The organism is Streptomyces sp. MP131-18, assembly GCF_001984575.1.
Classification (GTDB): domain Bacteria; phylum Actinomycetota; class Actinomycetes; order Streptomycetales; family Streptomycetaceae; genus Streptomyces; species Streptomyces johnsoniae.
Genome location: NZ_LZNS01000001.1, coordinates 1,163,869 through 1,189,585 on the forward strand (window position 1 = coordinate 1,163,869; position 25,717 = coordinate 1,189,585).

Annotated in this window: 23 protein-coding genes; 4 read left to right on the top strand and 19 right to left on the bottom strand. The window is 73.8% G+C overall.

The window, feature by feature from the left end; translation table 11 throughout:
* Position 1: 1 nt before the first annotated feature.
* From STBA_RS04895 to STBA_RS04915, 5 genes are all read right to left on the bottom strand, one after another.
* Positions 2–748, bottom strand: a complete 747-nt coding sequence (locus STBA_RS04895; RefSeq protein WP_077058050.1) for an FkbM family methyltransferase — start codon at positions 746–748, stop codon at positions 2–4.
* A 42-nt stretch (positions 749–790) separates the two neighbouring features.
* Positions 791–1,507, bottom strand: coding sequence for a 7-cyano-7-deazaguanine synthase QueC (queC, locus tag STBA_RS04900; RefSeq protein WP_077063111.1), 717 nt, complete (start codon positions 1,505–1,507; stop codon positions 791–793).
* Between the two features lie 65 nt (positions 1,508–1,572).
* Entirely contained in the window at positions 1,573–4,533 is a 2,961-nt protein-coding gene (locus STBA_RS04905) for an AAA family ATPase (protein ID WP_077058051.1), read from the bottom strand.
* Complete coding sequence (locus STBA_RS04910) at positions 4,530–5,384, bottom strand: class I SAM-dependent methyltransferase (protein WP_077058052.1); 855 nt, start codon at positions 5,382–5,384, stop codon at positions 4,530–4,532. Before STBA_RS04910 ends, STBA_RS04905 begins: the two co-directional genes overlap by 4 nt.
* A gap of 452 nt (positions 5,385–5,836) precedes the next feature.
* Complete coding sequence (locus tag STBA_RS04915) at positions 5,837–7,939, bottom strand: phage holin family protein (protein WP_077058053.1); 2,103 nt, start codon at positions 7,937–7,939, stop codon at positions 5,837–5,839.
* Positions 7,940–8,012: 73 nt separating this feature from the next.
* Here STBA_RS04915 and STBA_RS04920 point away from each other — a divergent pair, with 73 nt between their 5' ends.
* Entirely contained in the window at positions 8,013–8,789 is a 777-nt protein-coding gene (locus tag STBA_RS04920) for an MBL fold metallo-hydrolase (protein ID WP_077058054.1), read from the top strand.
* Positions 8,786–9,478, top strand: coding sequence for a VTT domain-containing protein (locus STBA_RS04925; protein WP_077058055.1), 693 nt, complete (start codon positions 8,786–8,788; stop codon positions 9,476–9,478). Before STBA_RS04920 ends, STBA_RS04925 begins: the two co-directional genes overlap by 4 nt.
* Here STBA_RS04925 and STBA_RS04930 read toward each other — a convergent pair.
* Positions 9,366–9,821: a helix-turn-helix domain-containing protein gene (locus tag STBA_RS04930; protein WP_077058056.1), complete on the bottom strand. Its 456-nt coding sequence runs from the start codon at positions 9,819–9,821 to the stop codon at positions 9,366–9,368. The genes STBA_RS04925 and STBA_RS04930 overlap by 113 nt on opposite strands.
* A gap of 63 nt (positions 9,822–9,884) precedes the next feature.
* On the opposite strand from STBA_RS04930, the gene STBA_RS04935 reads away from it, so the two are divergent.
* Complete coding sequence (locus STBA_RS04935; RefSeq protein WP_077058057.1) at positions 9,885–10,535, top strand: DsbA family oxidoreductase; 651 nt, start codon at positions 9,885–9,887, stop codon at positions 10,533–10,535.
* A 19-nt stretch (positions 10,536–10,554) separates the two neighbouring features.
* Here the strand turns inward: STBA_RS04935 and STBA_RS04940 are convergent, their stop codons facing one another.
* Entirely contained in the window at positions 10,555–11,607 is a 1,053-nt protein-coding gene (locus tag STBA_RS04940; protein WP_077058058.1) for an MBL fold metallo-hydrolase, read from the bottom strand.
* Positions 11,608–11,803: 196 nt separating this feature from the next.
* Between STBA_RS04940 and STBA_RS04945 the strand changes: the two genes are divergently transcribed.
* Positions 11,804–12,607 (top strand): methyltransferase domain-containing protein, encoded by an 804-nt coding sequence (locus STBA_RS04945; protein WP_077058059.1) that lies wholly within the window; start codon positions 11,804–11,806, stop codon positions 12,605–12,607.
* A 37-nt stretch (positions 12,608–12,644) separates the two neighbouring features.
* Here the strand turns inward: STBA_RS04945 and STBA_RS04950 are convergent, their stop codons facing one another.
* The 12 genes from STBA_RS04950 to STBA_RS05005 all read right to left on the bottom strand — a co-directional run bounded on the left by STBA_RS04950 (position 12,645) and on the right by STBA_RS05005 (position 25,712).
* Positions 12,645–13,148, bottom strand: a complete 504-nt coding sequence (locus tag STBA_RS04950; RefSeq protein ID WP_077058060.1) for an anthrone oxygenase family protein — start codon at positions 13,146–13,148, stop codon at positions 12,645–12,647.
* Positions 13,149–13,210: 62 nt separating this feature from the next.
* Positions 13,211–14,200: a zinc-dependent alcohol dehydrogenase family protein gene (locus STBA_RS04955; RefSeq protein WP_077058061.1), complete on the bottom strand. Its 990-nt coding sequence runs from the start codon at positions 14,198–14,200 to the stop codon at positions 13,211–13,213.
* The gene (locus STBA_RS04960; protein ID WP_079251723.1) at positions 14,197–15,099 is read right to left on the bottom strand and encodes a carbohydrate ABC transporter permease; all 903 of its coding nucleotides are present in this window, start codon (positions 15,097–15,099) and stop codon (positions 14,197–14,199) included. The genes STBA_RS04955 and STBA_RS04960 overlap by 4 nt, the downstream gene beginning before the upstream one ends.
* On the bottom strand, positions 15,096–16,064 hold the full coding sequence (locus STBA_RS04965) for a sugar ABC transporter permease (RefSeq protein ID WP_077058062.1): 969 nt from the start codon (positions 16,062–16,064) through the stop codon (positions 15,096–15,098). The genes STBA_RS04960 and STBA_RS04965 overlap by 4 nt, the downstream gene beginning before the upstream one ends.
* Complete coding sequence (locus STBA_RS04970; protein WP_077058063.1) at positions 16,061–17,419, bottom strand: sugar ABC transporter substrate-binding protein; 1,359 nt, start codon at positions 17,417–17,419, stop codon at positions 16,061–16,063. Before STBA_RS04970 ends, STBA_RS04965 begins: the two co-directional genes overlap by 4 nt.
* A 79-nt stretch (positions 17,420–17,498) precedes the next feature.
* A complete protein-coding gene (locus tag STBA_RS04975) occupies positions 17,499–18,260 on the bottom strand; it encodes a DeoR/GlpR family DNA-binding transcription regulator (protein ID WP_077058064.1) in 762 nt (253 codons plus the stop codon).
* A gap of 268 nt (positions 18,261–18,528) precedes the next feature.
* Positions 18,529–20,496: a DUF5107 domain-containing protein gene (locus tag STBA_RS04980; RefSeq protein ID WP_077058065.1), complete on the bottom strand. Its 1,968-nt coding sequence runs from the start codon at positions 20,494–20,496 to the stop codon at positions 18,529–18,531.
* A 107-nt stretch (positions 20,497–20,603) separates the two neighbouring features.
* Complete coding sequence (locus STBA_RS04985; RefSeq protein ID WP_077058066.1) at positions 20,604–20,828, bottom strand: DUF1049 domain-containing protein; 225 nt, start codon at positions 20,826–20,828, stop codon at positions 20,604–20,606.
* A 162-nt stretch (positions 20,829–20,990) separates the two neighbouring features.
* On the bottom strand, positions 20,991–21,407 hold the full coding sequence (locus tag STBA_RS04990) for a CBS domain-containing protein (protein WP_077058067.1): 417 nt from the start codon (positions 21,405–21,407) through the stop codon (positions 20,991–20,993).
* Between the two features lie 100 nt (positions 21,408–21,507).
* Positions 21,508–23,478, bottom strand: coding sequence for a prolyl oligopeptidase family serine peptidase (locus tag STBA_RS04995; protein WP_077058068.1), 1,971 nt, complete (start codon positions 23,476–23,478; stop codon positions 21,508–21,510).
* Positions 23,479–23,494: 16 nt separating this feature from the next.
* Complete coding sequence (locus STBA_RS05000) at positions 23,495–24,883, bottom strand: M20/M25/M40 family metallo-hydrolase (RefSeq protein WP_077058069.1); 1,389 nt, start codon at positions 24,881–24,883, stop codon at positions 23,495–23,497.
* Entirely contained in the window at positions 24,876–25,712 is an 837-nt protein-coding gene (locus tag STBA_RS05005) for a M55 family metallopeptidase (protein ID WP_077058070.1), read from the bottom strand. The genes STBA_RS05000 and STBA_RS05005 overlap by 8 nt, the downstream gene beginning before the upstream one ends.
* Positions 25,713–25,717 lie beyond the last annotated feature (5 nt).

A 25,717-nucleotide genomic window follows, 5' to 3' on the forward strand; every position in this document is an offset into this window, starting at 1 on the left:
GTCAGCCGGGGCGGACGGCGTGGACGAGGAAGGTCCTGACGTCCTCCGGGATCAGCGGTGACGGCCGGGCGTCGACCACGAAGCCGTGTCCGCGCAGCAGGTCACCGATCGCGTCGAGCCGGCCGTCCAGGTCCTGCACCTCAAGGACCAGCCGGCCGATGAGCGGCCAGTGCTCGGTGTCGACTCCGCGCAGCACGTCCAGCTCCGCGCCTTCGACGTCGATCTTCAGCAGATCGACCCGCTCGCCGGGGACCAGGTAGGACGAGAGCCGCGCCACCTGGACGGGTACGGAGTAGCCCCGGTAGTGCGCCCTGATGTACTCCTCCGGGGCCTCCCGGGCGAGCACGGCGATCTGCAGCTCCTTCTCCTCCGGGTACCGCGTCGAATTGCCGGGCGCCTGCGGGTAGTAGACGAAGGGCACCTCGTCCTCGGTGCCCGAGCCGAGGGCGCACTCCTCGATCGTGATGCCGGTCAGCCCGTGCGCCTCGATGTTGCGCCGCAGCGACGCCAGCGCTTCCGGCATCGGCTCGAAGGCGCGGACGCGGGCGGTGGGGCAACCGCGTTTGAGGAAGTACGTGAAGAGGCCGATGTTCGCCCCCACGTCGATGACGTACGCCCCGGGGGGCAGCCGGATGCCGCTGTAGCAGCCGAGCTTGAATATCTCCTCGTACTGCCAGTGGGCTTCGGCCTCGTGGGGGGCCCAGAAGTCCAGACCCGTGTCGAGTGTGATGTTCCGTATACCAGTCACATGCGTACCTTTTGCTGATCGCACGCCTTCGGGCGTGCTCGGTCAGGGAACGGCGAACCGGGTCACGCCGTCCAGGTAGGTCGTCGGGTCCGGCAGTCCGGCTTCCTCGAACGCCTCCCGCCGCTCGTAGCAGGTCCCGCAGATGCCGCAGTGCTGGTCGCCGCCCTTGTAGCACGACCAGCTGCGCCCCAGCGGCGCTCCGAGCCCGGCCCCGTGGGCGGCTATCGCGGCCTTGGTCCAGGTCAGGAACGGCGCCTCGACCCTGGGCGTGGGGAAACCCTCGTTGGCCACGGCGACCAGCTCCTGAAGGGCCGTCAGGAAAGGCGGGCGGCAGTCCGGGTAGACGGCGCGGTCGCCGGCGTGCATGCCGAGCGCCACCACGCCGGCCCGGCAGGCGACACCGACCGACACGGCGATGTTGGCGAGTACCGCATTCCGGTTCGGCACGACCGTCGCCTTCATCGCCTCCTCCGCGTAGTGGCCTTCGGGGACCGCGACGCTCTCGTCGGTGAGCGCCGATCCGGCGAGCAGCGAACCGAAGCCGCTGAAGTCGACAAGCCGGTGGGCGGCGCCGTAGTGGGCCGCGATGTCACGGGCGGCGTCGATCTCCCGGCGGTGCCGCTGCCCGTAGTCCACGGTCACGGCCACGAGGCGGAACCGCAGCGCCGCGTAGTGCGCCATCAGGGCGGTGGAGTCCATGCCTCCGGAGAGGACCACGACGGCGGTGAACGGGTCCGGGCTGCTGGTGTCTTGCTCCATCAGGGAACCTCCCAGGATCGGTCCGGCCTGTCCGTTCAGTGTGGTGCCGGACCGGCGCGCGCACATCACGGCCCGAGGCCGAAGGATTGAGGGCTTCCGGCCGAAGCACGGCCCCGCGCCCCGGTGACCGCGGGCCTCGGTGCCGCCGGGTGCCGGCGGGCGGCCAGGGCCCCGTCGGTGAGGAGGGTCCACAGGCCGGGGTTGCAGAACACCAGGGGGAAGTCGCCGCGTCCGTCGATACGAAGCTTGCGGTAGGCGCTGGAAAGGTGCAGTTCGACGGTGCGCCGGGTGATCTGACGCATCGTCGCGATCCGCTTGTTCGTCAGACCGCGCATCGCGTCGACGAGGATCTGCCGTTCGCGCCGGGTCAGCGCCAGGATGCCGCGCAACGAGACGTGCTGAGGCGCGCGTTCGTCCGCCGCGAGCAGCTGCTGCCCGAGCTGGCCGCTCAGCGCGCGGGCCTCGCACCGGTCGGCCAGCCGCACCGCTCGGGTCAGGACGGCGAGCGCCTCGTCCGGCCGGTCGAGCCGGATCAGCAGGCAGCCAAGATCGCCGAGCGCGTGGGCCAGGTCATAGGTGTCCTGCGTGTTCTCCAGCAGCGACACCGCCTCGTTCAGCAGGTGTTCGCCCGCCGTGCCGCCCTCCACCCGGCCCAGCACGCGCAGGGCCCGGCCGCGTTCCCCGGCCGACCCGGTGCTGCCGGCGAACCGCACCTGCTGGCGGGCCAGTTGCCTGGCCTCCTCGGTCCGGCCCACCTGGTCGAGCAGCGCGACCCCGTGCATGCGCCACGAGACGGTCCCCGTCGCCCGCAGGCCGGCGTCCCTGCCGCGCTCCAGCAGCTCCGCCATGTCCCGTCCGGCGCCCACGAGATCGCTTCCGGCGGCCCGCAACCTGGCCCTGGCCAGCAGGAGATCCTGATAGTGCCAGCCGGGCGGCAGCTCTCCCAGATATCCGTGCCGCCGCAGCAGCGCCTCGGCCTCGGCGCCCTCGTCCAGGCTGAGGAGCACACCGGCCAGGAGACCCACCGTGCACACCAGCACGGGGTCGCTCGCGGCCGCCCCGTATCCGGCGGTTCGTTCCAGAGCGGCGGCGAGCCGCCCGCGGGCGGTCGGCACCTCCCCCGCGGCCAGCGCGATCCGTGCCTCGACCAGCAGCAGCATCGCGCGGGATGCGCTCGGCCAGCCCTGCGCGAAGCCGTCGAGCCGGCGCACGTGGGCGGCGGCCTCGTCGTGGTGGCCCGACTCCCCGAGCACGGTCAGGGCCGAGGGCAACGCCAGGGGATGCAGGCCCAGTTCGTCGAGGCTTCGGCCCAGCGCCCAGCGCGCCCGCCGCACGGCGGCGCGCGGATCGTCGTCGACGAGGAAGCGGCAGAACGCGCCGATGGCCGTCGCCGCCGCGTGCGTTCGCGGCACGCCGTCGCGGCCGGCCGACGGCGGCCGGCCCGGCAGATCCTCGATGATCTTCGCGGTGTCCGCGGGCGGCGACTCGTAGAAGTGCGTCAGACAGCGGTGGAGGTGGGGCCAGCCGTGCAGCGGGGTCCCGTCGACCAGCGCCGCCACCTGGTCAGGCACCCGCTGCGCGGCCTCGGGCAGGCCCGCGCCGTCCAGGGCCCGGCCGATATGGCCGAGCAGACGGGCCCGGGTGACGTGGTCGGTGGCGCGGGCCAGCATGTCCACCGCCGCGCCGAGACCGGCGGCCGGGTCGGCCCGGACCCGCGCCGCTGCCAGCTCCAGCATGGCGACGCGGTGCTCCTCACCGGCAGCGGTCCTGACGGCGAGTTCGAGATAGCGCAACGCGGTGGCGTCCTCGGCGGAACGGGCGGCCCGCAGCAGTGCGCCCACCGGCCAGGCGCCGCCGGGCGGCACCGTCGAGGCGATGAGGTGGTCGGCGATCCACTCCGCCGGGGCGCCCCGCTCGTGCAGGTAGGCGGCGATGGTGAGGTGTGCCGCGTTGCGCGCCATGAGCGTCATGGCGCCGAGCAGCGACTGCGCCAGCAGGGGGTGCCGCAGCCGCAGGGAGTCCTCGTCCGCCACGAGCCGCATCCGCACCAGGAGATCAAGGGCGTTGAGGGTCCTGCTCAGCCCGATTCCGCTCAGATGCGCGACGAGGGAGGTGTCCGCGCCGCCGCGGCCGGCGGCGACGGCGATGGCCTCCGCGACGCGCCCGGCGTCCGCGTCGATCCGGGCGACGCGCCCCCTCACCAGCTCCGCCACCTCGGGCAGCACCGCGCTCTCGGGCACTACCGGCCCCCGGGCGGCGCGAAGGCCGTCCCGGACCCAGCCGGCCAGTTCGCAGATCAGCAACGGGTTGCCTGCGGTCAGCCGATGGCAGGCGCCGACCAGTCCCGCCGTGGGGACGCGCGGCAGCAGTGCACGCATCAGCAGGGCCGTCTCCCGCTCGGAGAGCCCGTCCAGCGCCAGCTGCCGCGCGTCCAGTAATAACTCGGCCAGCTCCGGCGGGGCCTCGGCGGGCTCGCCCGGCCGCACCGACACGACCACGACCACGGGGAGGTGGGCACACGTCTCCAGCACCAGCTGAAGCGCTGCCAGCGCCCCGGGGCCGGCCCGGCAGACGTCGTCCACCGTCAGGACCAGCGGTGCCCGCGCCGCCAGCACGGTGACCGCGCTCAGCACAGTCGGCCACAGCGCCGGTCCCCGGCCCGGGCCGGGGACGGCCGAGCAGAAGTCCTCGGCCCCGAGCCGTTCCTGGACGCTGCGAAGCCGCGTCTGTGGCTCGCTGCCCGCCGGGAGGGCGTCGGCCAGCGCCAGGACCAGCTCCTCGACCAGCGCGCCTGGGACGTGCCGGTCCCGCCGCCGGCCGACGAGTCCTACCGTGGTGCTCCCCTCGGCGCGCGCGGCACGGGCGAACGCGCCGAGCAGCGCGGTGCGCCCCGCGCCCGGCTCCCCGGTGACCACGCACCGGACCAGCCCCTTTTCCGGACAGTCCCGCCGGGCGCGGCCCAGCGCGCGCAGCTGCGCCTCCCGGCCCACGAACGCGGGGGGCCGCGGGCGGGCCCGGCCCGTCACGAGGGTGCTCCCGGCCGGGCGACGAGGACGGTTCCCTGGTCGCCGATCGCGTGCGGGCGGCGTTCGAAGTGTCCGCGCACCGCCGGCCGCAGAGCGCTCCGCATATCCGCCGCTCGCGGATGCCCTTCGTACCAGAAGTCGACCAGCACCGTGCACGCCGCGTCGATCCGCTCCTCCAGGGAAATCTCCGGAAAATGCAGTGCGGACTCGGTCCGCTGGAGCGCGAAGCGGCGAAATCCTTCCTCCGCGAGAATCTCGGCGGCAGTGACGAGAAGGAAACCATGGTGATCGTACGGCTCGCCCGCGATGGGCGCGCAGACCTCGTTGAGGATATTGATCAGCTCATTGTCCGGGGCTCCGCCGATCAGCAGGATTCTGGCTCCGGGATCGGAAAGGTCACACACGCGCGCCATCTCGCGAACGGACCTTTGCAGATCGTCCACAAAGGGCAGGACCCAGGTGGAGAACACCACGTCGAAGGACGCGTCGGGGAACGGCAGTGATTCCGCGCGACCGGGGAACGCCTCGATGACACCGGCCCCTTCCGCCTCCGTGGCGAGGTGGAGCGTGGCGACCCGGTCGCGGTGCGGCTCGACGGTGGTGCAGCGGCCCGACTCGGCCGCGACGGCCCGGGTGAGCTCCCCCGTCCCGCCGCCGACGTCCAATATTCGCCGTCCACCGGCGGTGGCGGCACGGACCAGGTCGATCTCCTCGCCGCGCCCGAGCCGCTGCACGAAGTTCAGCCATCCGTCGCGGCCGAGGCGGCGCGGGCCCCGGTACTCGGCGGGCATACGGTCCAGCGGGCCGCACAACGGGTGCGTGCGGATGGCGTTTTCGTCGAGATGCGGCATCACTGCACTCCCGGAGTTTTGCGTGTTCACGGTATTCCCCTCGGATGGGCTGCGGACGTGGCCGCCCCGGCACGAAGTATGCGGCCAGGGGGCTTGTCGCCGTTTCGGCGAGGCTATGCGCGTCCGCGAACTGGCAGGGTTTCGGAAGGATGCCCGAGGCGCGGACCTCTTCGTCTCGCGCAGGCACAGGCCCTACGTGGATGGAATGACCGAACGGGTAAGCTCCCGTTAACCTTTGGCGACATCGTCCCCATCGGGATAACGTTTTACCTCCGGCCGCACCGTACCACCCAGTTGGCATATTCGGGAGGGGAGATACCCGCTGCCCTGGGGTTCGGCAAGGCTCCGATCCAGCCATTCAATCGCGCACGCCGACCGGCACAGAAAGAGACCGGAATCCGTCTGATCCAGACCGGAATCCGTCTGATCCACGAAGCTCCGAACGACACTGCCTAGCGGGGCCGGGAAGGCGCGTGGGCCGGTTGCGCGGGGGTGGGGCGGAGCATTGCCTCCCGCTGCCAGCGCAGCAGTTCGCGGTGCACCGCCTCCGCGCCCACGAGGCCGGGGGCCGGGGCGGACAGAGCCAGCGGGGACATCAGGAAGGCGCGGCTCTGCTCCCCGCCGAGGCCGCCGTGGCAGCCGATCTGGTCCTCGAAGGCGTGCACGTCGCCGGTGTCCTGATCCACCGAGGAGTTGACCATGATGTCGGCGGCGTGCGCGAAGCCCGCGGTGCGGCGCACGGCCGCGGCGGCCCGCGGTCCGAAGGGCGCCAGCGGGTCGTGGCCGACGATCTCGCCGGTGGTGAGCCGGTGTTCGGCGCCGCCCGCGCCGAGGACGACGGGCCCGTGCCGTTCGTCGTGGACGAGCAGGAAGCCGATGCCCGGGTGTTCGGCGAGCGTGCGCAGCAGCGCGGGGCAGCGGCGTTCGATGGTCCGGCGCCCGGCCCGTCCCGGCACGTCGGGCAGGGAGATCAGGCCGAGGTTGCCGGAGGCGAGGACGACGGGCGCGCGCCCGCGCTCCTGCCGGTCGTCCTCCGCGGGCCGCGGCCGGGCGGGCCGTTCCGGCCGGTGGAGCGCGACGCGGGCGGCGCCGCGGGCCTCGGCGCCGGTCTCCTGGCGGCGCGGCGGCCTGGGCACGGGCCGCCCGCAGCCGATCCTGACCAGCTCCTCCAGCGTGTGCCCGTAGGCGGCCTCGAAGGTCTCGCCGTGGCTCTGCCCGTGGTCGGACAGCAGCACCAGGTGGTAGGGGCGGGGCGCGTGCTCGACGGCGCGGAGGATCGTGGCGACGCAGCGGTCGAGGCGCGCGAGCACCGGCCGGGTGTCGCGGCTGTCGGGACCCGAGTGGTGGGCGACCTCGTCGTAGGCGACGAGGTCGGCGTAGACGGAGGTGCGGCCGTTGAGGACGTCGCCTATGACGGCGGCGGTGACCACGTCGCGCTGGACGACGGTGGCGAAGGCGCGGATGAACGGGTAGAGGCCGCCGCGGCTGACCCGCGGCCCGCTGCCGGTGAGCCGGGCGCGCAGGGCCTGCGCGATCTCGCGGACCAGCTCGGCGAGGAAGGAGGCGGCGGTGCGCGCGGCGTGGGCGGGGTCGGAGAAGTACGCGAAGTACCCGGCGCGCGAGCGCTGCCCGCGACCGCGCCGCGCGGCGACGGACAGCACCAGCGCGGCCTGGCCCGCGCCGCCGGTGAACAGGTTCCCGCGGCTCGCGCCGTCCTGCGCGAGCAGGCCGGCGCTGCCGGTGCGTTCGACGGCGCGGCGCTGGAGTTCCGCGGCGCTTGAGGGGCGGTTGCTGACGATGACCTCGCCGGTGTCCTTCTCGTACCAGCGGAACGCGGGCACATCCTCGTTGCTGCCGTGGAGGATGGCCAGCTGGGCGGCGCCGGTCTGGCTCGACCAGTCGGTGTGCCAGGGCGTCAGCCGGTGGGTGGTGCCGAGGAGGGCGGCGAGGGCCGGCATCTGGGGCCGTTCGCCCTCGAGCGCGTCGCACAGCCGCCGGTGGCCGATGCCGTCGAGCTGGAGGAACACGATGCCGGGGGTATCGGTGTGCCGGGCCGTGCCCGAGCGGGCGGCCCGGCGGCCGGCCATCCGGCGCAGGCGGCGGGCCTGCGCGTCCGGGTCGCGGACGGCGAGGAAGGTGCTGGTGGCGGAGGCGGCGACGGACATCACGGCCGCCACGACGACGGCAGTCGACGGCCCGGCGGTGCCGCGGCCGTCGGGGATGGCGCTGAGCGCGAGCCACAGCAGGGAGCCGTTGAGCAGGAAGACCAGCAGGCCGAGGGCCAGGGCGGGCACCAGCAGCATCGCGCGGACCAGCCAGGGCCAGACCAGCGCGTTGAGCAGGCCGAAGCAGCCGGCGCCGAGGGCGGCGGTGATGCCGATGCGGGTGAAGCTGTCGCCGTCGGCGGACTGGAGGTGGAAGCCGGGCAGCACCAGCGCGAGCAGCACCATGGTGAGGGTGCTCACCGCCCACACGGCGAGCACGCGCAGCAGGGCCGCACCCGCGTTCCGCCAGGTTGTCACCGGTACCGACCTGCCCTTCTTCCGGTCTGCCATTTTCCACGTCGGCCGCCTGGCATCCTGGGAGGACGGGGAACGGGCCGGGGGGCGGGAGCGGAAGGAGTTCCACGTGCCGGTGGACATCACCTGGTGGGGGCACGCCACCGCGACGGTACTCGACTCCGGGACCTCGGTGCTGACCGATCCGCTGTTCACCCGGAGGTGCGCCCACCTGCGCCGGCGGCGCGGGACGCTGCCCCCGGTGGCCGCCAGGCGCGCGGACGTGGTCCTCGTCTCGCACCTGCACGCCGACCACCTGCACCTGCGTTCCCTCGCGCGCCTCGCCGCGGGCACGCCGCTGCTGCTGCCGCGCGGCGCGCTGCGGGCGGTGCCGGGGCTGCGGCGGCTCGCGGCCCGCCTTGAGGTGTGCGAGGTCACGCCTGGCGACCGGGTGCCGGTGGGCGGTCTCACGGTGCGGGCGGTGCCGGCCGCGCACGACGGGCGGCGGCTGCCGTTCGGGCCGCGGCGGGTGTCGGCGCTCGGCTACGTGGTGGAGGGGGAGGCGCGGACGTACTACGCGGGGGACACGGATCTGTTCGAGGCGATGGCGCGGGAGGCGGGGCCCGTGGACATGGTGCTGCTGCCGGTCGGCGGCTGGGGGCCGCGGCTGGGGAACGGGCATCTGAACGCGGAGCGGGCGGCGGAGGCGCTGACCCGGCTGCGCCCGCGCGGCGCGGTGCCGGTGCACTACGGCACGTACTGGCCGTTCGGGATGGCGGGGGTGCGCCCGCACGAGTTCCACTCCCCCGGTGACGAGTTCGTGCGGCACGCGGCCCGGCTGGCCCCGGCGGTGCGGGTGCACCGGCTGCGGCACGGCGAGAGCGTGCGGCTGGCGGTGGCCGGATGACGACGGCGGGCGCGGAGTGCGCGCTCGCCGCCTCACGGGCGGTGTCCCCGGATACGACGCAGCAGGCGATCGGCTACCCGTCGCTGTTCCTGCTGGTGCTGCTGGGGGCGCTGGTGCCGGTGGTGCCGACGGGCGCGGTGGTCAGCTCGGCGGCGGCGGTCGCGTTCCACCACAGCAACGCGGCGGCGTTCTCGCTCGGGGTGTTCGCGGTGGCCGCCGCGGCGGCGTTCCTCGGCGACGCGATCCTGTACGCGCTGGGCGGGCGCGGGGTGCGGTCGCGGAACGGGTCGCGCTGGCTGGACCGGATACGCGAGCAGGTGGCGCCCGAGCCGCTGGCGCGGGCGCAGGAGCGGCTGGCGCGGCGGGGCGCGACGGTGCTGCTGGTGTCGCGGCTCGTCCCGGCCGGCCGCATACCCGTGATGCTGGCCTGCCTCCTGGCGCGCATGCCCCTGCACCGCTACCTGCGCGGCAATCTGCCCGCGGTGCTCGGCTGGGCGGCGACCTACCAGCTGCTGGGGATGCTGGGCGGCGCGCTGTTCCCGCATCCGTGGCAGGGCGTGGTCGCCGCGGTGACGCTCACGCTGCTGATCGCGGCGGCGCCGGTGGTCCTGCGCCGTCTGCGGCAGGCCCTCGGCCGGCCGGCGGCGGGCCGGCCGCGCCCGGCGCGTGGGCTTCGCGGGCGCGGATGATCTCGGGCAGCCGGGCCGCGATGACGTCGATCATGGTCCGCAGCGGCGCGGTGAGCTCCCGGCCGATGTCCGTGAGGGCGTAGCTGACCCGCACCGGCACGACGGGCTCGACCCGGCGGGTGATCAGCCCGTCCTCGGTCAGGACCCGCAGGTTCTGCGAGAGCATCTTCTCGCTGATGCCGCCGATGCGGTCGCGCAGCTGGTAGAAGCGCAGCGGCTCCTCCCGCAGCGCGACGAGAACGAGCACTCCCCAGCGGCTGGTCACGTGGTCGAGGACCGTGCGCGTCGGGCAGTCGCGCACGAACACGTCGTCGGCACCGTCGGCCTGCGGTCCTACGTTCATGACGTGACCTTACCAAAAGGTATGCCCTTACCAGGGGTTAGCCGCATGTCCTAGGGTGAGCCTATGAGCGAGATCACGGTGGAGGTCTGGTCGGACCTCGTCTGCCCCTGGTGCTATATCGGCAAGCGACGCCTGGAGCGGGCGCTCGCCGACTTCGACGGCCGGGACGAGGTGCGGGTGGTGTGGCGCAGCTACCAGCTGGACCCGGAGGCGCCCGCCACGGCGGACCTGACGCTGCCCGCCCACCTGACCGAGCGACAGGGCCTGCCCCCCGAGCAGGTCGCGGAGATGCTGGGGCGGGTCACCGGGATAGCCGAGGGCGACGGGCTCGCCTACCGGCTGGCGGAGGCCAGACCGGCGAACACCTTCGACGCGCACCGTCTCGTCCACCACGCCGCGGGCCTCGGCCTCGGTGCCGCGGTGCAGGAACGGCTGCTGGCCGCCTACGCGCAGGAGGGCATTGCGCTCGCCGGACACGAGACCCTGGCGCGGCTGGCCGCGGAGGCCGGCTGCGACGAGGCGGCGGCGCGGCGCGCGCTGGCGAACGGGGACCACGCCGACGCCGTGCGCGAGGACATCGCGACCGCCCGGCAGCTCGGCATCACCGGCGTCCCCGCCTTCGTCCTCGACCGCGCCTTCCTGGTCTCGGGCGCACAGCCGGCGGAGGCGTTCGGCCGGGTCCTGCGCGAGCTGCACACGCGCGGCGCGGCGTAGGCCGACAGGACTCCCGGGCTCAGGGCCCTTCCGGTGGACAGGGCGCGTCCAGCAGCCGCGAGCCGCCGACCGGGAGGTCCCACAGGTCGGCCGCCGGGCGGCCGGCGGCCTGCCAGGCGGCGCGCACCCGGGCCAGCGGCTCGGTCGGCGGCTCGGCGGAGAGCAGGAACGTCGCCCAGTGCATCGGCGCCATCCGCGCCGCCCCCAGGTCCCCGCAGGCGCGCACCGCCTCCTCCGGGTCGGTGTGCACGGGGCGCTGGAGCCACGGCGGGTCGTAGGCGCCGATGGGCAGCAGCGCCAGGTCGATGCCGGGACAGCGGGCGCCGATCTCGGTGAACCAGTGCCCGTAGCCGGTGTCCCCCGCGAAGTACAGCCGCCGCCCGGCGGCGTCGGTCAGCACCCAACCGCCCCACAGCGAACGGCAGGTGTCGGTCAGCGTGCGCTTGGACCAGTGGTGTGCGGGCACGAAGTCGAAGCGCACGGGACCGCCGGGGGCGGGCAGTTCGGCCGCCTCCCACCAGTCGAGTTCGGTGACGCGGCGGAACCCGCGGCGCCGGCACCAGGCGCCGAGCCCGGCGGGCACGAACAGCGGGGTGCGGCGCGGCAGGCGTTTCAGGGTGGGCGCGTCGAGGTGGTCGTAGTGGTTGTGCGAGATGACGACGGCGTCGACGGGCGGCAGGTCCTCCCAGGCGACGCCGACCGGGGTGATGCGGGCGGGGGTGGCCAGAATCCGGCGCGACCACACCGGGTCGGTGAGCACGGTCAGGCCGCCGACGCCGACGACCCAGCTCGCGTGGCCCGCCCAGGTCAGGGACAGCTCCCCCGGGCCGGGCCGCGGCAGCGGCGCCGGGGCGAACGGGAGGCCCGCAGTGTCGGCCGGCGCGGCGGCGCCCGGCCGCAGCGACCCGCTGCGCGAAGCGCGGATCAGCGTGACCAGGCCGGGCAGCGGCGTGGTGAGGCGGTCGGCGAAGCTCCGGGGCCACGACCTGCGTTCGAACAGCGGACGCGGCGCGGCGGGCGGCGCGGTCGCGGGGCGCCCGGCGCCGTCCGTGCGTTCCCTCCGCTCCGTCATCGCGGCTCCCTTCCACCGCCCCCGGCGCTCACCCCCGGGCTCCCCTCGCTTCCCTCGCTTCCCTCGCTCTCCCAGCCGAGCACGCGCCGCGCGGTCGCACCTCCGTGCGGTACGCACGATTGGGCCGATGCGGTGACACGCCCGCATACCGGAACGGTGTTGCCCGGAATACGAGACACAGGGCAGGGTGTGCGGCATGCCGGAGTCCGTGTACGTCCATGGTCACCACGAGTCGGTGCTGCGTTCCCACCGCTGGCGCACCGCGGAGAACTCCGCGGCCCACCTGCTGCCGCGGCTGCGCCCCGGCCTCTCCCTCCTCGACATCGGCTGCGGCCCCGGAACGCTGACGGCCGACCTGGCCGAGCGGGTCGCGCCCGGCCACGTCACCGCCGTCGACCACGAGCCGTCGATCCTGCCCGCGGCGCGGGCGGAGGCGGCGGGCCGCGGGCTGACGGGGATCACCTTCGCGACGGCGGACGCACACGCCCTGGACTTCGAGGACGACTCCTTCGACGTGGTGCACGCCCACCAGGTGCTCCAGCACCTGACCGATCCGGTGGGCGCGCTGCGGGAGATGCGCCGCGTGTGCCGCCCCGACGGGGTGGTGGCGGTGCGGGACGCCGACTACGCGGCGATGACCTGGTATCCGCAGGTACCGGGCCTCGCGGAGTGGCTGGCACTGTACCGGCGGCTCGCCCTGTCCGGGGGCGGGGAGCCGGACGCCGGCCGGCGCCTCGCATCCTGGGCCGGCCGGGCGGGCTTCTCCGAGGTCACCGCGACGGCCTCGGTGTGGTGTTTCGCCACCCCTTCGGACCGCACCTGGTGGTCGGACAGCTGGGCCGAGCGCACCACTTCCTCCACCTACGCACGGCAGGCACTGGCCGCCGGGCACGCCACCCCGGCCGACCTCGACCGGCTGGCAGCGGCATGGCGCGCGTGGGGGGAACGCCCCGACGCCTGGTTCGCCGTACTGCACGGCGAGGCACTGTGCCGCGGCTAGGCACCGACATCGCCGCTCGCCGGATGCCGAATGTCTCTCACGACGTGGCGCTGCCCCACAGGTACATGCCGAGCGCCGCCAGCAGCAGCGCCGCGCCGGCGAAGGCGGCGCGCAGCGTGTTCCAACGGGTCCACCGCGGCGCGTAGTCGGCCCAGGCACGGGCGGCGCGGTGCGTGTCCTCGGGCGAACCGACCGCGGCCAGGGCGTCGTTCATCGGCACGTTGACGGCCGCGGTGGGCAGGAACGCGCCGAGCACGTACACGACCGCGGCGGCGAGGAAGGCGAGACCGGCGGCGCGGTGGTCGAGCAGGAGCAGCAGCGCCCCGGTGAGCGCGGCGGCGATCGGCGCGCCCACGAACGCGCCCAGGAACGCGGGGTTGAGGATCTTGGCGTTGATGCTCTGCATCGCGCGGACCGCCTCCCCGGGGCCGACCGCGTTCAGACCGGGCATGACCGACACCGAGAAGGCGAAGAACACACCGGTGACGGCGGCCGCCGCGACGAGGGTCACGGCCGCGGCGAAAACTGCAAGGATCGTCATGCACCCCAGTCAAGCCGCGGCCGCGCCGCGCGGCCAATCGCCGCGCTCCGGGCGGCAGGCGCCTACGGGACGACGACGATCTTCCGGCCGAGCCCGGCCGCGAAGCGGTCGAGGGCCTGCGGGTAGTCGTCCAGCGGCAGCCGGTCGCTGATGAACACCTGCGGGTCGAGTACGCCCCCGGCGAACAGGTCGGCGGCGCGCTCGTAGCTGTGCAGCACGGCCATGGAGCCCGTGATGGTGATTTCCTGGTTGTAGATCTTGTAGGGCTCGATGGTGGCGCGCGCCGCGTAGTCGGCCACGCCGAACTGGAGGAACGTGCCGGCCTTCGCGACCCGGCCCAGGCCGTCCTGGATGGCCGCCGCGTTCCCCGTCGCGTCGATGACGAACTCCCAGCCCTCGGGCCGGTCGAACTCCTCCGGGCTACCGGCCGCCCGCGAGCAGCCGAGCGACTGCGCGGTGGCCAGCCGCTCGGGGTTGATGTCGACGATGTCCACGCCGCTGGCCCCGGTGCGCTTGGCCAGCTCCAGCATCATCAGGCCCATGGTGCCCGAGCCGTAGATGAGGACGCGGGCGCCCAGCGTCGAACGGATCACGTCGTAGCCGCGGATCGCGCAGGACAGCGGCTCGATGAGCGCCGCGTCCTGCGGGTCGACGTGCTCGGGCAGCTTCACGCAGTTCGCCTCGGGCGCCACCGCGAACTCGGCCGCGCCGCCCGCGACCGACACCCCGATCGCAGCCCACCGATCGCACATGTTGGCGTGGCCGGAGCGGCAGTAGCGGCATTCGTGGCAGTACAGGGAGGGGTCCACGGCCACGCGGTCGCCCGCGGCCAGCGTGGTGACGTCCCGCCCGGTGGCGACCACCTCGCCGGCGAACTCGTGTCCCGGTACCACCGGTAGCTGGGGGGCGAATTCCCCCTCTCTTATGTGCAGATCGGTCCCGCACAGACCGCAGGCCGCCACCTTGACGACTACCTCGCGCGGCCCGGGGGACGGGTCGGGAACGGTCGTGACGGTGACCGATCCGACGGATTCGATAAGGGCGGCTTTCACTTCACGGCTCCTAGCGACAGACCCTGGACCAGCTTGTCCTGGGCGGCGAACCCCGCGGCGAGCACCGGCAGGGAGATGGCGATCGAGGCGGCGGACAGCTGGGCGATGAACAGGCCCTGACTGGTGATGAAGCTGGTCAGGAACACCGGCGCGGTCTCGGCCCTGATCCCGGTCAGCACTCGCGCGAACAGAAGTTCGTTCCAGCTGAAGATGAAACAGATCAACGCGGTCGCGGCGATGCCGGGCAGCACAATGGGCGCCACGACGCGGCCCAGCACCACGGGCAGCCGCGCGCCGTCCAGTTGGGCGGCCTCGATGACGGAGGACGGCACCTCGGCGAGGAAGGACTGGAGCATCCACACCGCGATCGGCAGGTTCATCGAGGTGTAGAGCAGAACGAGCAGCCACACGTGATCGAGGAAGCCGATGTTCCGCGCGAAGAGGTAGACGGGCAGCAGTCCGGCCACGACCGGGAGCATCTTGGTGGACAGGAAGAAGAACAGCACGTCGCGCCAGCCCCGCACCGGCCGGATCGTCAGCGCGTAGGCGGCGGGCAGCGCGAGCAGCAGGACCAGCGCGGTGGAGGCCAGGGAGGCGGTCGCCGAGTTGATCAGCGGCGGCCAGGGGCCCTCCCAGATGGACGTACCGAAGAAGTCGCGGTAGTTGTCGAGCGTGAGCGGCGCGGTGAACGCGGGCGGGTTGCTCGCCGCGTCGGGCTCCGAGTGCAGCGACGTCAGCACCATCCAGGCCACGGGCAGGAAGAACGCCAGCCCGGCGACCCACGCGGTCAGCGTCAGCGCGGCCCCCTTCCACCGCCCCGCGCCGGGCACGGCGGCCCGCGGCCCCGCGGTCCGCCGTGCGGTGCCGGTCTTGGCGCTCCTCAGGTCGGCGGTCGTCATGACCGGCTCCCCTCCTCCCGGAACAGCGAGGACACCACGCGCAGCGCGAAGGTGGCGATGAGCAGCGAGCCGATGACGACCAGCACGCCGGCCGCGGAGGCCACCCCGTAGTCCTGTGCCTGGTAGAACTCCTGGTAGACGACATAGGGCAGGTTGGCGGTGTCGAGACCGCCCGCGGTGATGGTGTACACCGCGTCGAAGTGCTGGACGATGTAGATGGAGCCCAGCAGTCCGCCGAGTTCGAGATAGCGGCGCAGGTGCGGCAGCGTGAGGTGGGTGAAGATCTGCCAGTTGCCCGCCCCGTCGAGGCGGGCCGCCTCCATCAGTTCGGACGAACGGCTCTGGAGGCCCGCCAGGATGATCAGCATCATGAACGGCGTCCACTGCCAGATCAGCGCCATCTCGACGGCGACCAGCGGCATGTCGGATATCCAGTCCGGCTGTGGAGCGGTGAAGCCGAACAGGTCGCCGAAACGCGCCAGCAGTCCGTTGAACAGGCCGTACTCCGGGTTGAACAGGACGTGCTTCCACAGCAGCGCGGCGGCGACCGGCACCAGCAGGAACGGGGTGATGGTCATGGTGCGGACCAGGCCGCGCCCGCGGAAACGCCGGTCGAGGAGCAGCGCGAGTCCGAGCCCGAGCACCAGGCTGACCAGGACCACGGTGGCGGTCAGCACGGCGGTGGTGAGGACGGCCTGGCGCAGGTCGGCGTCGCGCAGCACGGCCTCGTAGTTGCCGAAGCCGGTGAAGGCGCGGTCGTCCGGGTAGAGGGCGTTCCAGTCCCACAGCGAGATCACCAGGGTGGCGGCGAACGGCAGCTGCGTGACGACGACGAGGAAGATCAGTGCGGGCAGCAGCGGGGCCCTGGTCGCCCAGGCCTTGGCCCGCCCCGGATTCTTCGGTGGCACGGCGGCGGCCCTGGGCGCGGCGGGTGGCGCGGGTGGGCGGGGGGTCGTGGTGTTCATCGGTTCCTGTGCTCCTCCGCGATCTCCTCGGCCATGTCCTGGGAGGCTTCCAGGGCGTCCTGGACGCTCTGCCGCCCGGCGATGGCCGCGCTGATCTCCTGGGACACGCGGGTGCCGAGATCGGCGAACTCGGGGATGGTGACGAACTGCACGCCCGGCGCGGGCCGTTCCTGCACGCCCGGGTCGAGCGGGTCGGCCTCGCTGATGGCGTCCCGCGTCACCTCCCAGAAGGCACCGGCCGCTTGCTGGTATTCGGGGTAGTCGTAGGTGGAGGCCCGCTTGCCGGCCGGGACGTTCTCCCAGCCCAGGGTCTCGCCGACCAGCTGCTCGTACTCGGTGCCCGACGCCCAGGAGATGAACTCCCAGGCGGCGTCCGGGCTGGCGGAGGCGCCCTGCACGCCCCACGCCCAGGTGTAGAGCCAGCCGGAGCTGTCGGTCTCCTCGACGGGCGCCGGCACGTAGCCGATGCTGCCGCGGACCGGCGAGTCGGCCGCCTCCAGGGAGCCCGCGCCCGCGGTGGCGTCGTACCACATGGCGGTGTTGCCCTGGACCATGTTGTTGAGGCACTCGGCGTAGCCGGACTGGGCGGCGCCCGCCTCGCCGTGCTCGCGCACGAGGTTCACGTAGAACTCGGTGGCCTCGACGAACTCCGGCTCGGTGAGGGCGGCTTCCCAGTCGGCGGTGAACCAGGTGCCGCCGAAGGTGTTGACGACCGTGGTCAGCGGGGCGATCACCTCGCCCCAACCGGGCAGGCCCCGCAGGCAGATGCCCTTCATGTCCTCCTCGGCCCCGTCGACCTCCGCGGCCAGCGCGGCGACTTCCTCCCACGTGGGACGGTCCGGCATGGTCAGCCCGTGCTCCTCGAAGACGTCCGTGCGGTACATCAGGAACGAGGACTCGCCGTAGAACGGCTGCGCGTAGACGTGCCCGTCCTCGCCGGTCAGGGAGCGCTGGATGGGCGGCAGGATGTCGGCCGCGTCGTAGTCCGGATCGGAGGAGAGGTATTCGTCCAGCGGCTGGAGCCAGCCGTTGGCGGAGTAGATCGGCGTCTCGTAATTGCTGATGGTGGCCACGTCGTACTGGCCCGACTGGTTGGCGAAGTCCTGGCCGATCTTGTCCCTGACCTCGTTCTCCGGAAGCACCGTGAAGTTGACCTCGATGCCGGTCTCCTCCGTGAAGTGCTCCGCGGTCAGCTCCTGGAGCTGGGTCATCTGCGGGTTGTTGACCATGAGGACGTTGATGCTGTCGTCGCCTGAGGAGCCGTGGCCTCCGGCTCCGGCACAGGCGGCGAGCAGGGTGCCGGCCGCCGCGCTGGCGACGAGGGCACGCATGGTGCGTCGGCTCTGGCTGCGCATGGTCGAGGCTCCTGGTTTCCGGGCGTGCGAGGCCGCACTGCCCGTGCGGGGGTGTCGGGGAACGGGGGGCGGGGGCCGGTCAGACGCGGATGACCTGCGGCCCCTGGAGGGAGTAGCGGTGTGCCTCCGCGGTGCTGAGACTGGTGCTGGCGACGATCACGTCGAGGTCGGGAACGTCCGCGAAGCGGCAGAAGCTCGACGCGCCGAACTTGGTGTGGATGCCGGTGAACACCCGGCGCCTGGACGCCTGCACCGCCTGACGCTTCACCTCGGCGACGGCCGGGTCGGGGGTGGTCAGGCCGTGCTCGCGCGAGATGCCGTTGGCGCCGATGAAGGCCAGGTCGATCACGAAGCCGGAGAGCATCTTCGCCGTCCAGTGATCCACCGTCGCCATCGTCGCGCCGCGGACCCGGCCGCCGAGCAGCAGCACCGTCCAGTTGTCGGTCGGCGCCAGCGTCGTGGCCACGGTCAGCGAGGCGGTCACCACGGTCAGGGGGCGGTCCCTGGGCAGCGATTCGGCGATGAGCTGCGGGGTGAAGCCCTCGTCGATGAAGATGGTCTCGGCCTCGCCGACCAGTTCGGCGGCGGCGGCCGCGATGCGCCGCTTCTCCGGAACGTTCCGGGTGGCGCGCAGTTCGAGGGTCGTCTCGAAGCCGGCGCTCTCCACGGGGTAGGCCCCGCCGTGGGTCCGCCGCAGTAAACCGTGTGCTTCCAGTACGCGCAGATCGCGGCGCACGGTCTCCTTGGCGACACCCAGGTCGCGGGCGAGCCGGGTGACCTCGACGGCGCCCGAGCGCCGGGCTGCTCCGACGATGGCGCGCTGGCGCTCCTCCGCCGTCATGGCGTGCCTCCTCACAACGGTTCCGGTTCTCTGCTCTTTCTGCCCGGTTGGGCCCGTGGGCAGAGTTCTATCGCGCCAAACCCTCGCTGCACAGGGATACTCCGGGAACGATCACGCCCGGTTATGACCGTTCGACAGGTCGCCGACCGGGCAGATGACCGTTGGAGCGGTCCGAACGGGCAAGATCGGTGCCCGTTCGCTGCCCGTTTACCGGTCGCGTGTCCGAGCGGTCGGCCGCGGACACGCAGCGGCCCGCAGCGGGCACCGGTCAGGCCGGGCGCATCCGGAACTCGTAGCGCTCCGGCAGCGGGTCACCGGTCAGCTCGGCCCACGTGTCGCTCAGGCACTCGTCGCCCTCCCGCAGATCGGCGACCTCGAACCCGGCGTCGAAGACCGCCCTGGCCGCGGCCGTCTCGCCCTGCGCGAGCAGGATGCGGGCGTGGAGCAGCCGGCAGCGGCCCGTCTCCCTGATCCCGGCCGGCAGCCGGTCGAAGACCCGCCGCGCGTCGGCCGTCCGGCCGCCCGCGAGCAGCAGCGGCACGGCCTCCCGGCCGAGCGCGGCCAGGGCGGGCAGCGGCACGCCCGCGGTGTCGAGCGCCAGCTCGGCCGCCGCCAGGGCGTGCCCCGCGGCCTGCTCGGCGTGGCCCGCGGCGGCGCGGGCCACGGCCAGGCAGCGCAGCACCCACGGAGTGGGGGCCGCGGCGAGCGCACGCTGCCAGCTGCGCTCCGCCTGCGCGCGGTCCCCGGCGTGCCACTGGGCCACGCCCAGGTGGTAGTCGGTCAGCGGGCCGCCCGGCGCGCACTCAAGGCGTTCCCGCCAGGCCGCGGAGACCGGCCCGGGCCCTGGCGGCTGCGCGGGGCCCGGCCGTTCCTCCGGCAGCCGCCCGGTGTCGAGCAGGTGCAGCCACGGCCGCTGCTCCTCCCCCAGCGCGGCCGGGTCGAACGGGGTGCCGGGCAGCTCGTACCCGCCGCGCGCGACTTCCAGGGCGCCCCAGCCGGTCGCCGTGTGCAGCATCTCCTTCGGGTCGAGGTCGGCGCAGGGCAGCCAGGCGGCGTAGGCCGCGTCCACCCGCGCCTGCGGCAGGGCGTCCGCCAGCCGCTCCGCGACGTGCGCGCGGGCCGCCGCCCAGTCCGTGCCGTGCACGAGCGCCGGGTCGCCGCTCAGCGGCCCGTACGCCTCCAGCCAGCTGACCTCGGCCCCGGCGGGCAGCGGCACGTGCTCCAGCTGGGTGCGGGCGAGGCCCGCCTGGATCTCGGCGTAGCCGGGCGTGCCCTCCTCGGTGAGCCAGCGCTGCCAGCGCCTGCCGCCAGGACCCGCGCCCCACACGAACAGCTTCCGCCCGCTCAGCCGCGCGGTCGAGGTCTGCACCAGGCCCGTGCCGTGCCCGTCCAGCGCGGCGATCCACTTCCTCGCCTCCCCCGGCACCTCGTAGAAGTAGTCCGCCGGGTAGTCGCCGTGCAGCGGGTAGCTGCGGTCCGCCCCGTCCCATTCGGGCACCGGTATGCGGCGCAGCGTCCTGGCGTAGCCGAAGTGCCACGCCTCGTCGGCCGGGGCCAGCACGCGGGTTCCGTGGTCCTCGGGGACGGCGATGTTGGACCACCAGTACACGGGAACGGGCGCCTCGTGCGGATTGCGGATGCGCACGCCGACGAAGAGGTGGTCCGAGCCGTCCGGCAGCCACAGATCGACCTGGAACGGCGTGTCCCGCAGCCGTTCCCACTCCCACAGCCGCAGCATCCGGCCGCCGCCGGGCGCGGGCACCACGGCGGCGTGCACCGGGGCACAGGACAGGGTGGTGTGGCCGGTGGCGCCGATGTTCCACTCGATGCCGCCGGAGAACCAGGCGCCGTTGAGCGCGAAGTCCGCGGGCTGGAGCACCGGGTTGGTGTACAGCAGGTCCCGGCCGGACGGCTTGTGGTACAGGGAGTGGACCCGGCCGCCGAAGCCGGGCAGCACGGTGGCGCACAGCCGGTCGTTCTCGATGACGACGGTGTCCAGCTCGGCGCGGGCCCTGCGGCGCCCGTAGCCGTCGAGGAGCCGGGTGGGCAGCACGGTGGTCAGCGGGGCGTACCCGACCTGTCGGGCCATGTCCTGCGGCAGCGTGGCGCGCTGCCGTTCGTCGATGCGGTGGGCCTCGTCCCTGGGCAGCAGGGGCGGCAGCGGATTCTCCGGGCCCACGGGCGCGACGGGCAGGGTCAGTGTGCTGCGTCGGATGGTCGTCGCGGTGCGTGCCATGGTCCCTCCCGTGGCCGGTGGCGTGATGACCATGGAACACGGCGTCGCCCCGGTGAACAACAGGGCAACGCCCGCACCGGCGCCGAGGGTTCAGCGGACGCGGGGCCTCACCTGCGGCGCGCGAAGTAGACGCCGCACAGGGCGCCGATGACTCCTGGGGCGAGCAGCGCGAGCCACAGCGGCATCGTCACCTCGGGAATCAGCAGCCTGACCCTGGTCTGGCGGGTGTTCTCGAAGATGAAGATCAAGGTGAGCAGGGCGACCGCGGCGACGGTGATCCGTCCTGGCGTCCAGAATTCGCTGCCGCGCCTGCTTCTGGTGCTTGAGGTCATGCTTCCAGGATGCGAGCGGCCGCCGCTTTCCGCCCGGCGAGCCGCTCACCGCGGCCGGGCACCGCGGCCGGGCACCGCGGCCGGGCACCGCGGCCGGGCACGGAGAACCCCCCGGTGGCCCGGGGGGTCCGCGCCGTGCGTCCGTCCGGGACGGGACGGTGCTCAGGCGTAGACCTGGGAGACGAAGTCGGCGAGCTGGTCGTCGGTGAGGACCTGCGCGAGGTCGGCCTCGCTGATCATGCCGACCAGGCGCTTGTCGCCGTCGATCACCGGCAGGCGGCGGATCTGGTGGGAGCCCATCTCCGACAGCACCTCGCCGACGTCCGCCTCGCTGCCGATCCAGCGGGGGGTGCCCTGGCACAGCTCGCTCGCCGTGACCTGGGCCGGATCGTGGCCCGCGGCGACGCACTTCACCACGATGTCGCGGTCGGTGATGATGCCGCACAGCCGCTCGTTGGTGTCGCTGACGGGCAGCGCGCCCACGTCCAGCTCGCGCATCAGCTGCGCGGCGCGGTCCAGCGTCTCCGTCTCCGGAATCCACTGGGCACCCGGGTTCATGATGTCCGCGGCGGTGGTCATGACGTTCCTCCTCGGGTCGGTCGGTCTGAACGTCCTCACGCCATCGTCTCCCGGGACGCCGAGGTCCGCCATCCGAGTGAGCGACCGGCGGCCCCGGCCCTCAGCCGGCGGCGGGAAAGCGTTCCAGATACAGCGCCAGCTCGGCTTCGAGCGCCGTGCGGATGGTCTCCGCGCGGCGGAAGCCGTGGCCTTCCCCCGCGAACGTCAGGTAGGTGTGCGGCACGTCGCGGCCCTCGACGGCGGCGAGCAGCGCCTCCGCCTGGGCCGGCGGGCAGATCGGGTCGTCCAGGCCCTGGAGCAGCAGGAACGGCGTGGTGATGCGGTGCGCGTGGTGCACGGGCGAACGCTCCCGGTAGCGTTCGGCCGACTCGTCGGGCGGGCCGATCAGCGAGTCCAGGTAGCGGGACTCGAAGTCGTGGGTCAGCCCTGGGCCCCAGGCGGCGACGTCGAGCACCGGGTAGCTGATGGCCGCGCACGCGTACAGGCCGGCGGTCGCGGGCAGCGCGATGGAGGCGGCGGCGGTCCAGCCCCCGGCACTGCCGCCGCGGATCGCGAGCCCGGCCGGGTCCGCGGCGCCCTCGGCGACCAGGCTCCGCGCCACGGCGGCGCAGTCCTCGACGTCCACGACGCCCCACTGCCCGCGCAGCCGGTTGCGGTAGGCGCGGCCGTAGCCGGTGGAGCCGCCGTAGTCGACCACGGCGACGCCGATGCCGCGGGAGGTGAAGTAGGAGATCTCCAGGTCGAGGATGCCGGCGGAACGGGACGTCGGGCCGCCGTGCACCCAGATGACGAACGGCGGCCGGGTGCCGTCAGGACCGGCGGCGTCGGGACTGTGCGGCGGGTGGACCCGGGCGTGGACCTCGCGGCCGCCGGGACCGGTGAAGACCCGCTCCCGCGGCTGCGCGTGGTGGGCGGGGCCGACGGGGTCGCCGTGCCCCGCGGCGACGGTGCGGCAGTGCCCGGTGGCGGTGTCGAGGCAGACCAGCTCGTATCCGCGGTCGGGCCCCGCGGCGATGCCGGTGACCCGGGTGCCCCGGACGGCGAGCGACGCCTGCCACTCGGTCCAGGGACCCTGCGCGTCGGCGATGCCGCCGGTGGCCGGGTCGAGCACGGCGAGCACGGCGGTGCCGCGGCCGTGGACGACGGCGATCGTGCCGTCGCCGAGCGGGGCGAACCAGCGGCTGCCGACGCGCCACAGGGCGTCGGCGAACTCCTCCTCGCGGGGGCACAGGTTTTCCGCGCGGCCGGTGTCCGGGTCGACTCGGTGCACGTTCCACCAGCCGGTGCGGTCGGTGGCCGCGAGCAGCGTGCCGTCCCGGTCCCACTCGGCCTGCGCGACCGACTCCTCGGGACCCCCGATCAGGGTCCGCACCCCGCTGAAGGCGGGCCGCGGTCCTGGACCGACATCGGCGATCTTCAGCTCGGTGCCGTCCCAGGGCATGCGCGGGTGGTCCCAGGCCAGCCACACCGCCCGGGTGCCGTCGGGGGACAGGCGCGGCCCGGTCACGAAGCGGTGCCGCGGGCCGTCCAGCTCGCGCAGCGCGGCGGGCTCGGCCGCGGCCGAGCCGTCCAGCGGCACCGCGACCGGCAGCCGCCGCACGGCGTCCGGGTCGTCGGCGTCCAGCTCCTCGAGCACGCACCAGACCTCTCCGAACGCGGCGTGGATCACCGGATCGCACCAGCGCAGGCCGCCGGTGCCGTCCCCGGGCGGCGTCAGCGGGCGCGGGGGCGTCCCGGCGTCCGGCTCGACGGCGTACAGGCGCTGATCGGCGAAGTGCGCGAAGACGACCAGCGGCCCCTCCGCGCCGCGGTCCAGGCCCGCCCAGGGCTGGCCGCCGTACTCCATGACGCGGCTGCGGACGTTCCACGGCTGCGGCAGCACCGACTCCGCCGCGGCGGCGCCCGGCCGCAGGCGCATCAGCGCCCGGCGGCCGCCCTCGGCCGGGCGGGGCTCGGTCCACCACAGCTCCTCGCCGACCGAGCCGGCGTACTCCGGCCGGCCGTCGTGCGCGGCCACCAGGTCCGCGCCGATCGGGGAGGGCCACCTGCCGTACGGAACCTGGTCGGTCACCTGTCCTCCTGAAGGGTCAGAGCGCGCGCAGCGCCCGGTCGAGCACGCGGGTACCGAAGTGCAGGGCGTCCACCGGCACCCGTTCGTCGACGCCGTGGAACATGGCCTGGTAGTCGAAGCCCTGCGGCAGCCGCAGGGGCATGAAGCCGTAGCCGGTGACGCCGAGCCGCGAGAACTGCTTGGCGTCGGTGCCGCCCGACATGCAGTAGGGGATGACGTGCGCGCCGGGGTCGAAGTGACGGAGCGCCTCACGCATGACGGCGAACGCCGGGCCGTCCACGGGGGCCTGGAGCGGGATCTCGTGGTGCAGGTACTCCCAGTCGACGTCCGCGCCGGTCAGCCGGTCCAGGGTCGCGGTGAACTCCTCCTCGCCGCCGGGCAGGACGCGCCCGTCGACGTGGGCCCCGGCGCGGCCCGGGATGACGTTCACCTTGTAACCGCCGTCCAGCATGGTCGGATTGGCGCTGTTGCGGACGGTCGGCGCGATCAGCGCCGCGGCGGGGCCGAGGCGCGCGAGCAGGTCGTCCACCCCGGCGGCGAGCGCGGCGGGGTCCTCGGTGTCCAGATCGGGCAGCGGCCGGCCGTAGAGGGCTGCCAGCTCGGTCAGGGCGGCCCTGACCACGGGCGTGAGGCGCACCGGCCAGGTGTGCTCGCCGATGCGGGTGACGGCGGCGGCCAGGCGGGTGACGGCGTTCTCGTGGTTGATCTTGGAGCCGTGACCTGCGCGGCCGCGCGCGGCGAGGGTCAGCCAGGCGGTGCCGCGTTCCCCGGCGGCCACCGGGTAGAGGCGGCGGCCGTCGCCGGGGTGGAAGGTGAACGCGCCGGACTCGCCGATGGCCTCCGTGCAGCCCTCGAACAGCTCGGGCCGGTGCGCGACGAGGAAACCGGATCCGTACTGCGCCGTGTCCTCCTCGTCGGCGGTGAACGCGAGCACGATGTCGCGCCGGGGCCGCACCCCGGCGCGCGCCCAGGCGCGGACGACCGCCAGGACCATCGCGTCGGAGTCCTTCATGTCGACTGCGCCGCGGCCCCACACGACACCGTCGCGGATCTCGCCGGAGAACGGGTGCACCTGCCACTCCGCCGGGTCGGCCGGAACGACGTCCAGGTGGCCGTGCACGAGCAGCGCGGGCGCGCCGGGGTCGCTGCCCGGCACGCGCGCCACCACGTTGGTGCGGCCCGGGGCCTTTTCCAGCAGCTGCGGGTCGAGGCCGGCCTCGGACAGGCGGGCCGCGACGTACTCGGCGGCCGCCCGTTCAGTGCCCTCGCCGCCGCCCCGGTTGGTGGTGTCCATGCGGATCAGGTCCGAGGTGAAGCGGACCGCCTCCTCGCACGCCACCGCGTCGATATGCGGCGGGGCTTGTGGGCCCGCCCCGCCGTGCTCCGCCGTCGTCTGCTCAGCCATACCATTCCTCCACCGCTGCCGATACCAGCGTCGTCACCGCCTTGAAGCAGCGGATTCCCTCATACATCGTCGGGGCGGTGTACGCCACCCGGCGCGGCCCGGTCTGCGTCACGCCGGGCACGATCGCGGCCGCGCCGGCCAGATGCTCCGCGTCGAACTCGATCTCGACGGTGCGCTCCCGCGGAGCGGCGGGCGGCCGGCGGACGGCGAGGGCCACGGCCTTCGCCGCGCCGGCCCTGATGTCGGCCGCGGTGCGCGCGGGGGTGCGGCAGACGGCGGCGTAGCGGGAGACGTAGTCCTTCACGGCGACGGCGGGCGCGTCCGGGGCGTAGCCGCGGGCGTCGGCGCAGGTGCGGTCGTCGCCGGTGACCAGGACCACGGGGGTGCCGTACTCCGCGGCGACCAGCGAGTTGAGCAGACCCTCGCCGGCCCGGACGCCGTCGACGAACACCCCGGTCAGGGAGTTGCCCAGGTAGGTATGGGCCAGCACACCCTCGTCGCCCGCGCCGGTGTGGTAGCCGACGAAGGCGATGCCGTCGACGTCGCCGCGCTGGACACCCTCCACCATGCTCAGGTCCTTGTGCCGCCCGGTCAGCAGCTGCGCACGGTCGTCGAGCTGTTCGAGCAGGAGGTTGCGCATCGTCATGTGCGCCTCGTTGACGAGGACTTCGGTCGCGCCGCCGTCGAAGAATCCGGCGATGGCCGCGTTCACGTCGGAGGTGAGCATGGGGCGGCAGCGCTGCCATTCGGGCGTGCCGGGCAGACAGTCGGCGGGCCAGGTGACGCCGGTGGCCCCTTCCATGTCGGCCGAAACGAGAATCCTGGTCATGGGCC

What these genes read in the sequence shown, in the direction of transcription:
- STBA_RS04925 (WP_077058055.1), top strand. Translation starts at nt 8,786, where the DNA reads ATGACGACGGCGGGCGCGGAGTGCGCGCTCGCCGCCTCACGGGCGGTG.
- STBA_RS04915 (WP_077058053.1), bottom strand. Translation starts at nt 7,939, where the DNA reads ATGGCAGACCGGAAGAAGGGCAGGTCGGTACCGGTGACAACCTGGCGG.
- STBA_RS04935 (WP_077058057.1), top strand. Translation starts at nt 9,885, where the DNA reads ATGAGCGAGATCACGGTGGAGGTCTGGTCGGACCTCGTCTGCCCCTGG.
- STBA_RS04945 (WP_077058059.1), top strand. Translation starts at nt 11,804, where the DNA reads ATGCCGGAGTCCGTGTACGTCCATGGTCACCACGAGTCGGTGCTGCGT.
- STBA_RS05000 (WP_077058069.1), bottom strand. Translation starts at nt 24,883, where the DNA reads ATGGCTGAGCAGACGACGGCGGAGCACGGCGGGGCGGGCCCACAAGCC.
- STBA_RS04940 (WP_077058058.1), bottom strand. Translation starts at nt 11,607, where the DNA reads ATGACGGAGCGGAGGGAACGCACGGACGGCGCCGGGCGCCCCGCGACC.
- STBA_RS04975 (WP_077058064.1), bottom strand. Translation starts at nt 18,260, where the DNA reads ATGACGGCGGAGGAGCGCCAGCGCGCCATCGTCGGAGCAGCCCGGCGC.
- STBA_RS04960 (WP_079251723.1), bottom strand. Translation starts at nt 15,099, where the DNA reads ATGACGACCGCCGACCTGAGGAGCGCCAAGACCGGCACCGCACGGCGG.
- STBA_RS04930 (WP_077058056.1), bottom strand. Translation starts at nt 9,821, where the DNA reads ATGAACGTAGGACCGCAGGCCGACGGTGCCGACGACGTGTTCGTGCGC.
- STBA_RS04950 (WP_077058060.1), bottom strand. Translation starts at nt 13,148, where the DNA reads ATGACGATCCTTGCAGTTTTCGCCGCGGCCGTGACCCTCGTCGCGGCG.
- STBA_RS04985 (WP_077058066.1), bottom strand. Translation starts at nt 20,828, where the DNA reads ATGACCTCAAGCACCAGAAGCAGGCGCGGCAGCGAATTCTGGACGCCA.
- STBA_RS04970 (WP_077058063.1), bottom strand. Translation starts at nt 17,419, where the DNA reads ATGCGCAGCCAGAGCCGACGCACCATGCGTGCCCTCGTCGCCAGCGCG.
- STBA_RS04910 (WP_077058052.1), bottom strand. Translation starts at nt 5,384, where the DNA reads ATGCCGCATCTCGACGAAAACGCCATCCGCACGCACCCGTTGTGCGGC.
- STBA_RS04990 (WP_077058067.1), bottom strand. Translation starts at nt 21,407, where the DNA reads ATGACCACCGCCGCGGACATCATGAACCCGGGTGCCCAGTGGATTCCG.
- STBA_RS04965 (WP_077058062.1), bottom strand. Translation starts at nt 16,064, where the DNA reads ATGAACACCACGACCCCCCGCCCACCCGCGCCACCCGCCGCGCCCAGG.
- queC (WP_077063111.1), bottom strand. Translation starts at nt 1,507, where the DNA reads ATGGAGCAAGACACCAGCAGCCCGGACCCGTTCACCGCCGTCGTGGTC.
- STBA_RS04980 (WP_077058065.1), bottom strand. Translation starts at nt 20,496, where the DNA reads ATGGCACGCACCGCGACGACCATCCGACGCAGCACACTGACCCTGCCC.
- STBA_RS05005 (WP_077058070.1), bottom strand. Translation starts at nt 25,712, where the DNA reads ATGACCAGGATTCTCGTTTCGGCCGACATGGAAGGGGCCACCGGCGTC.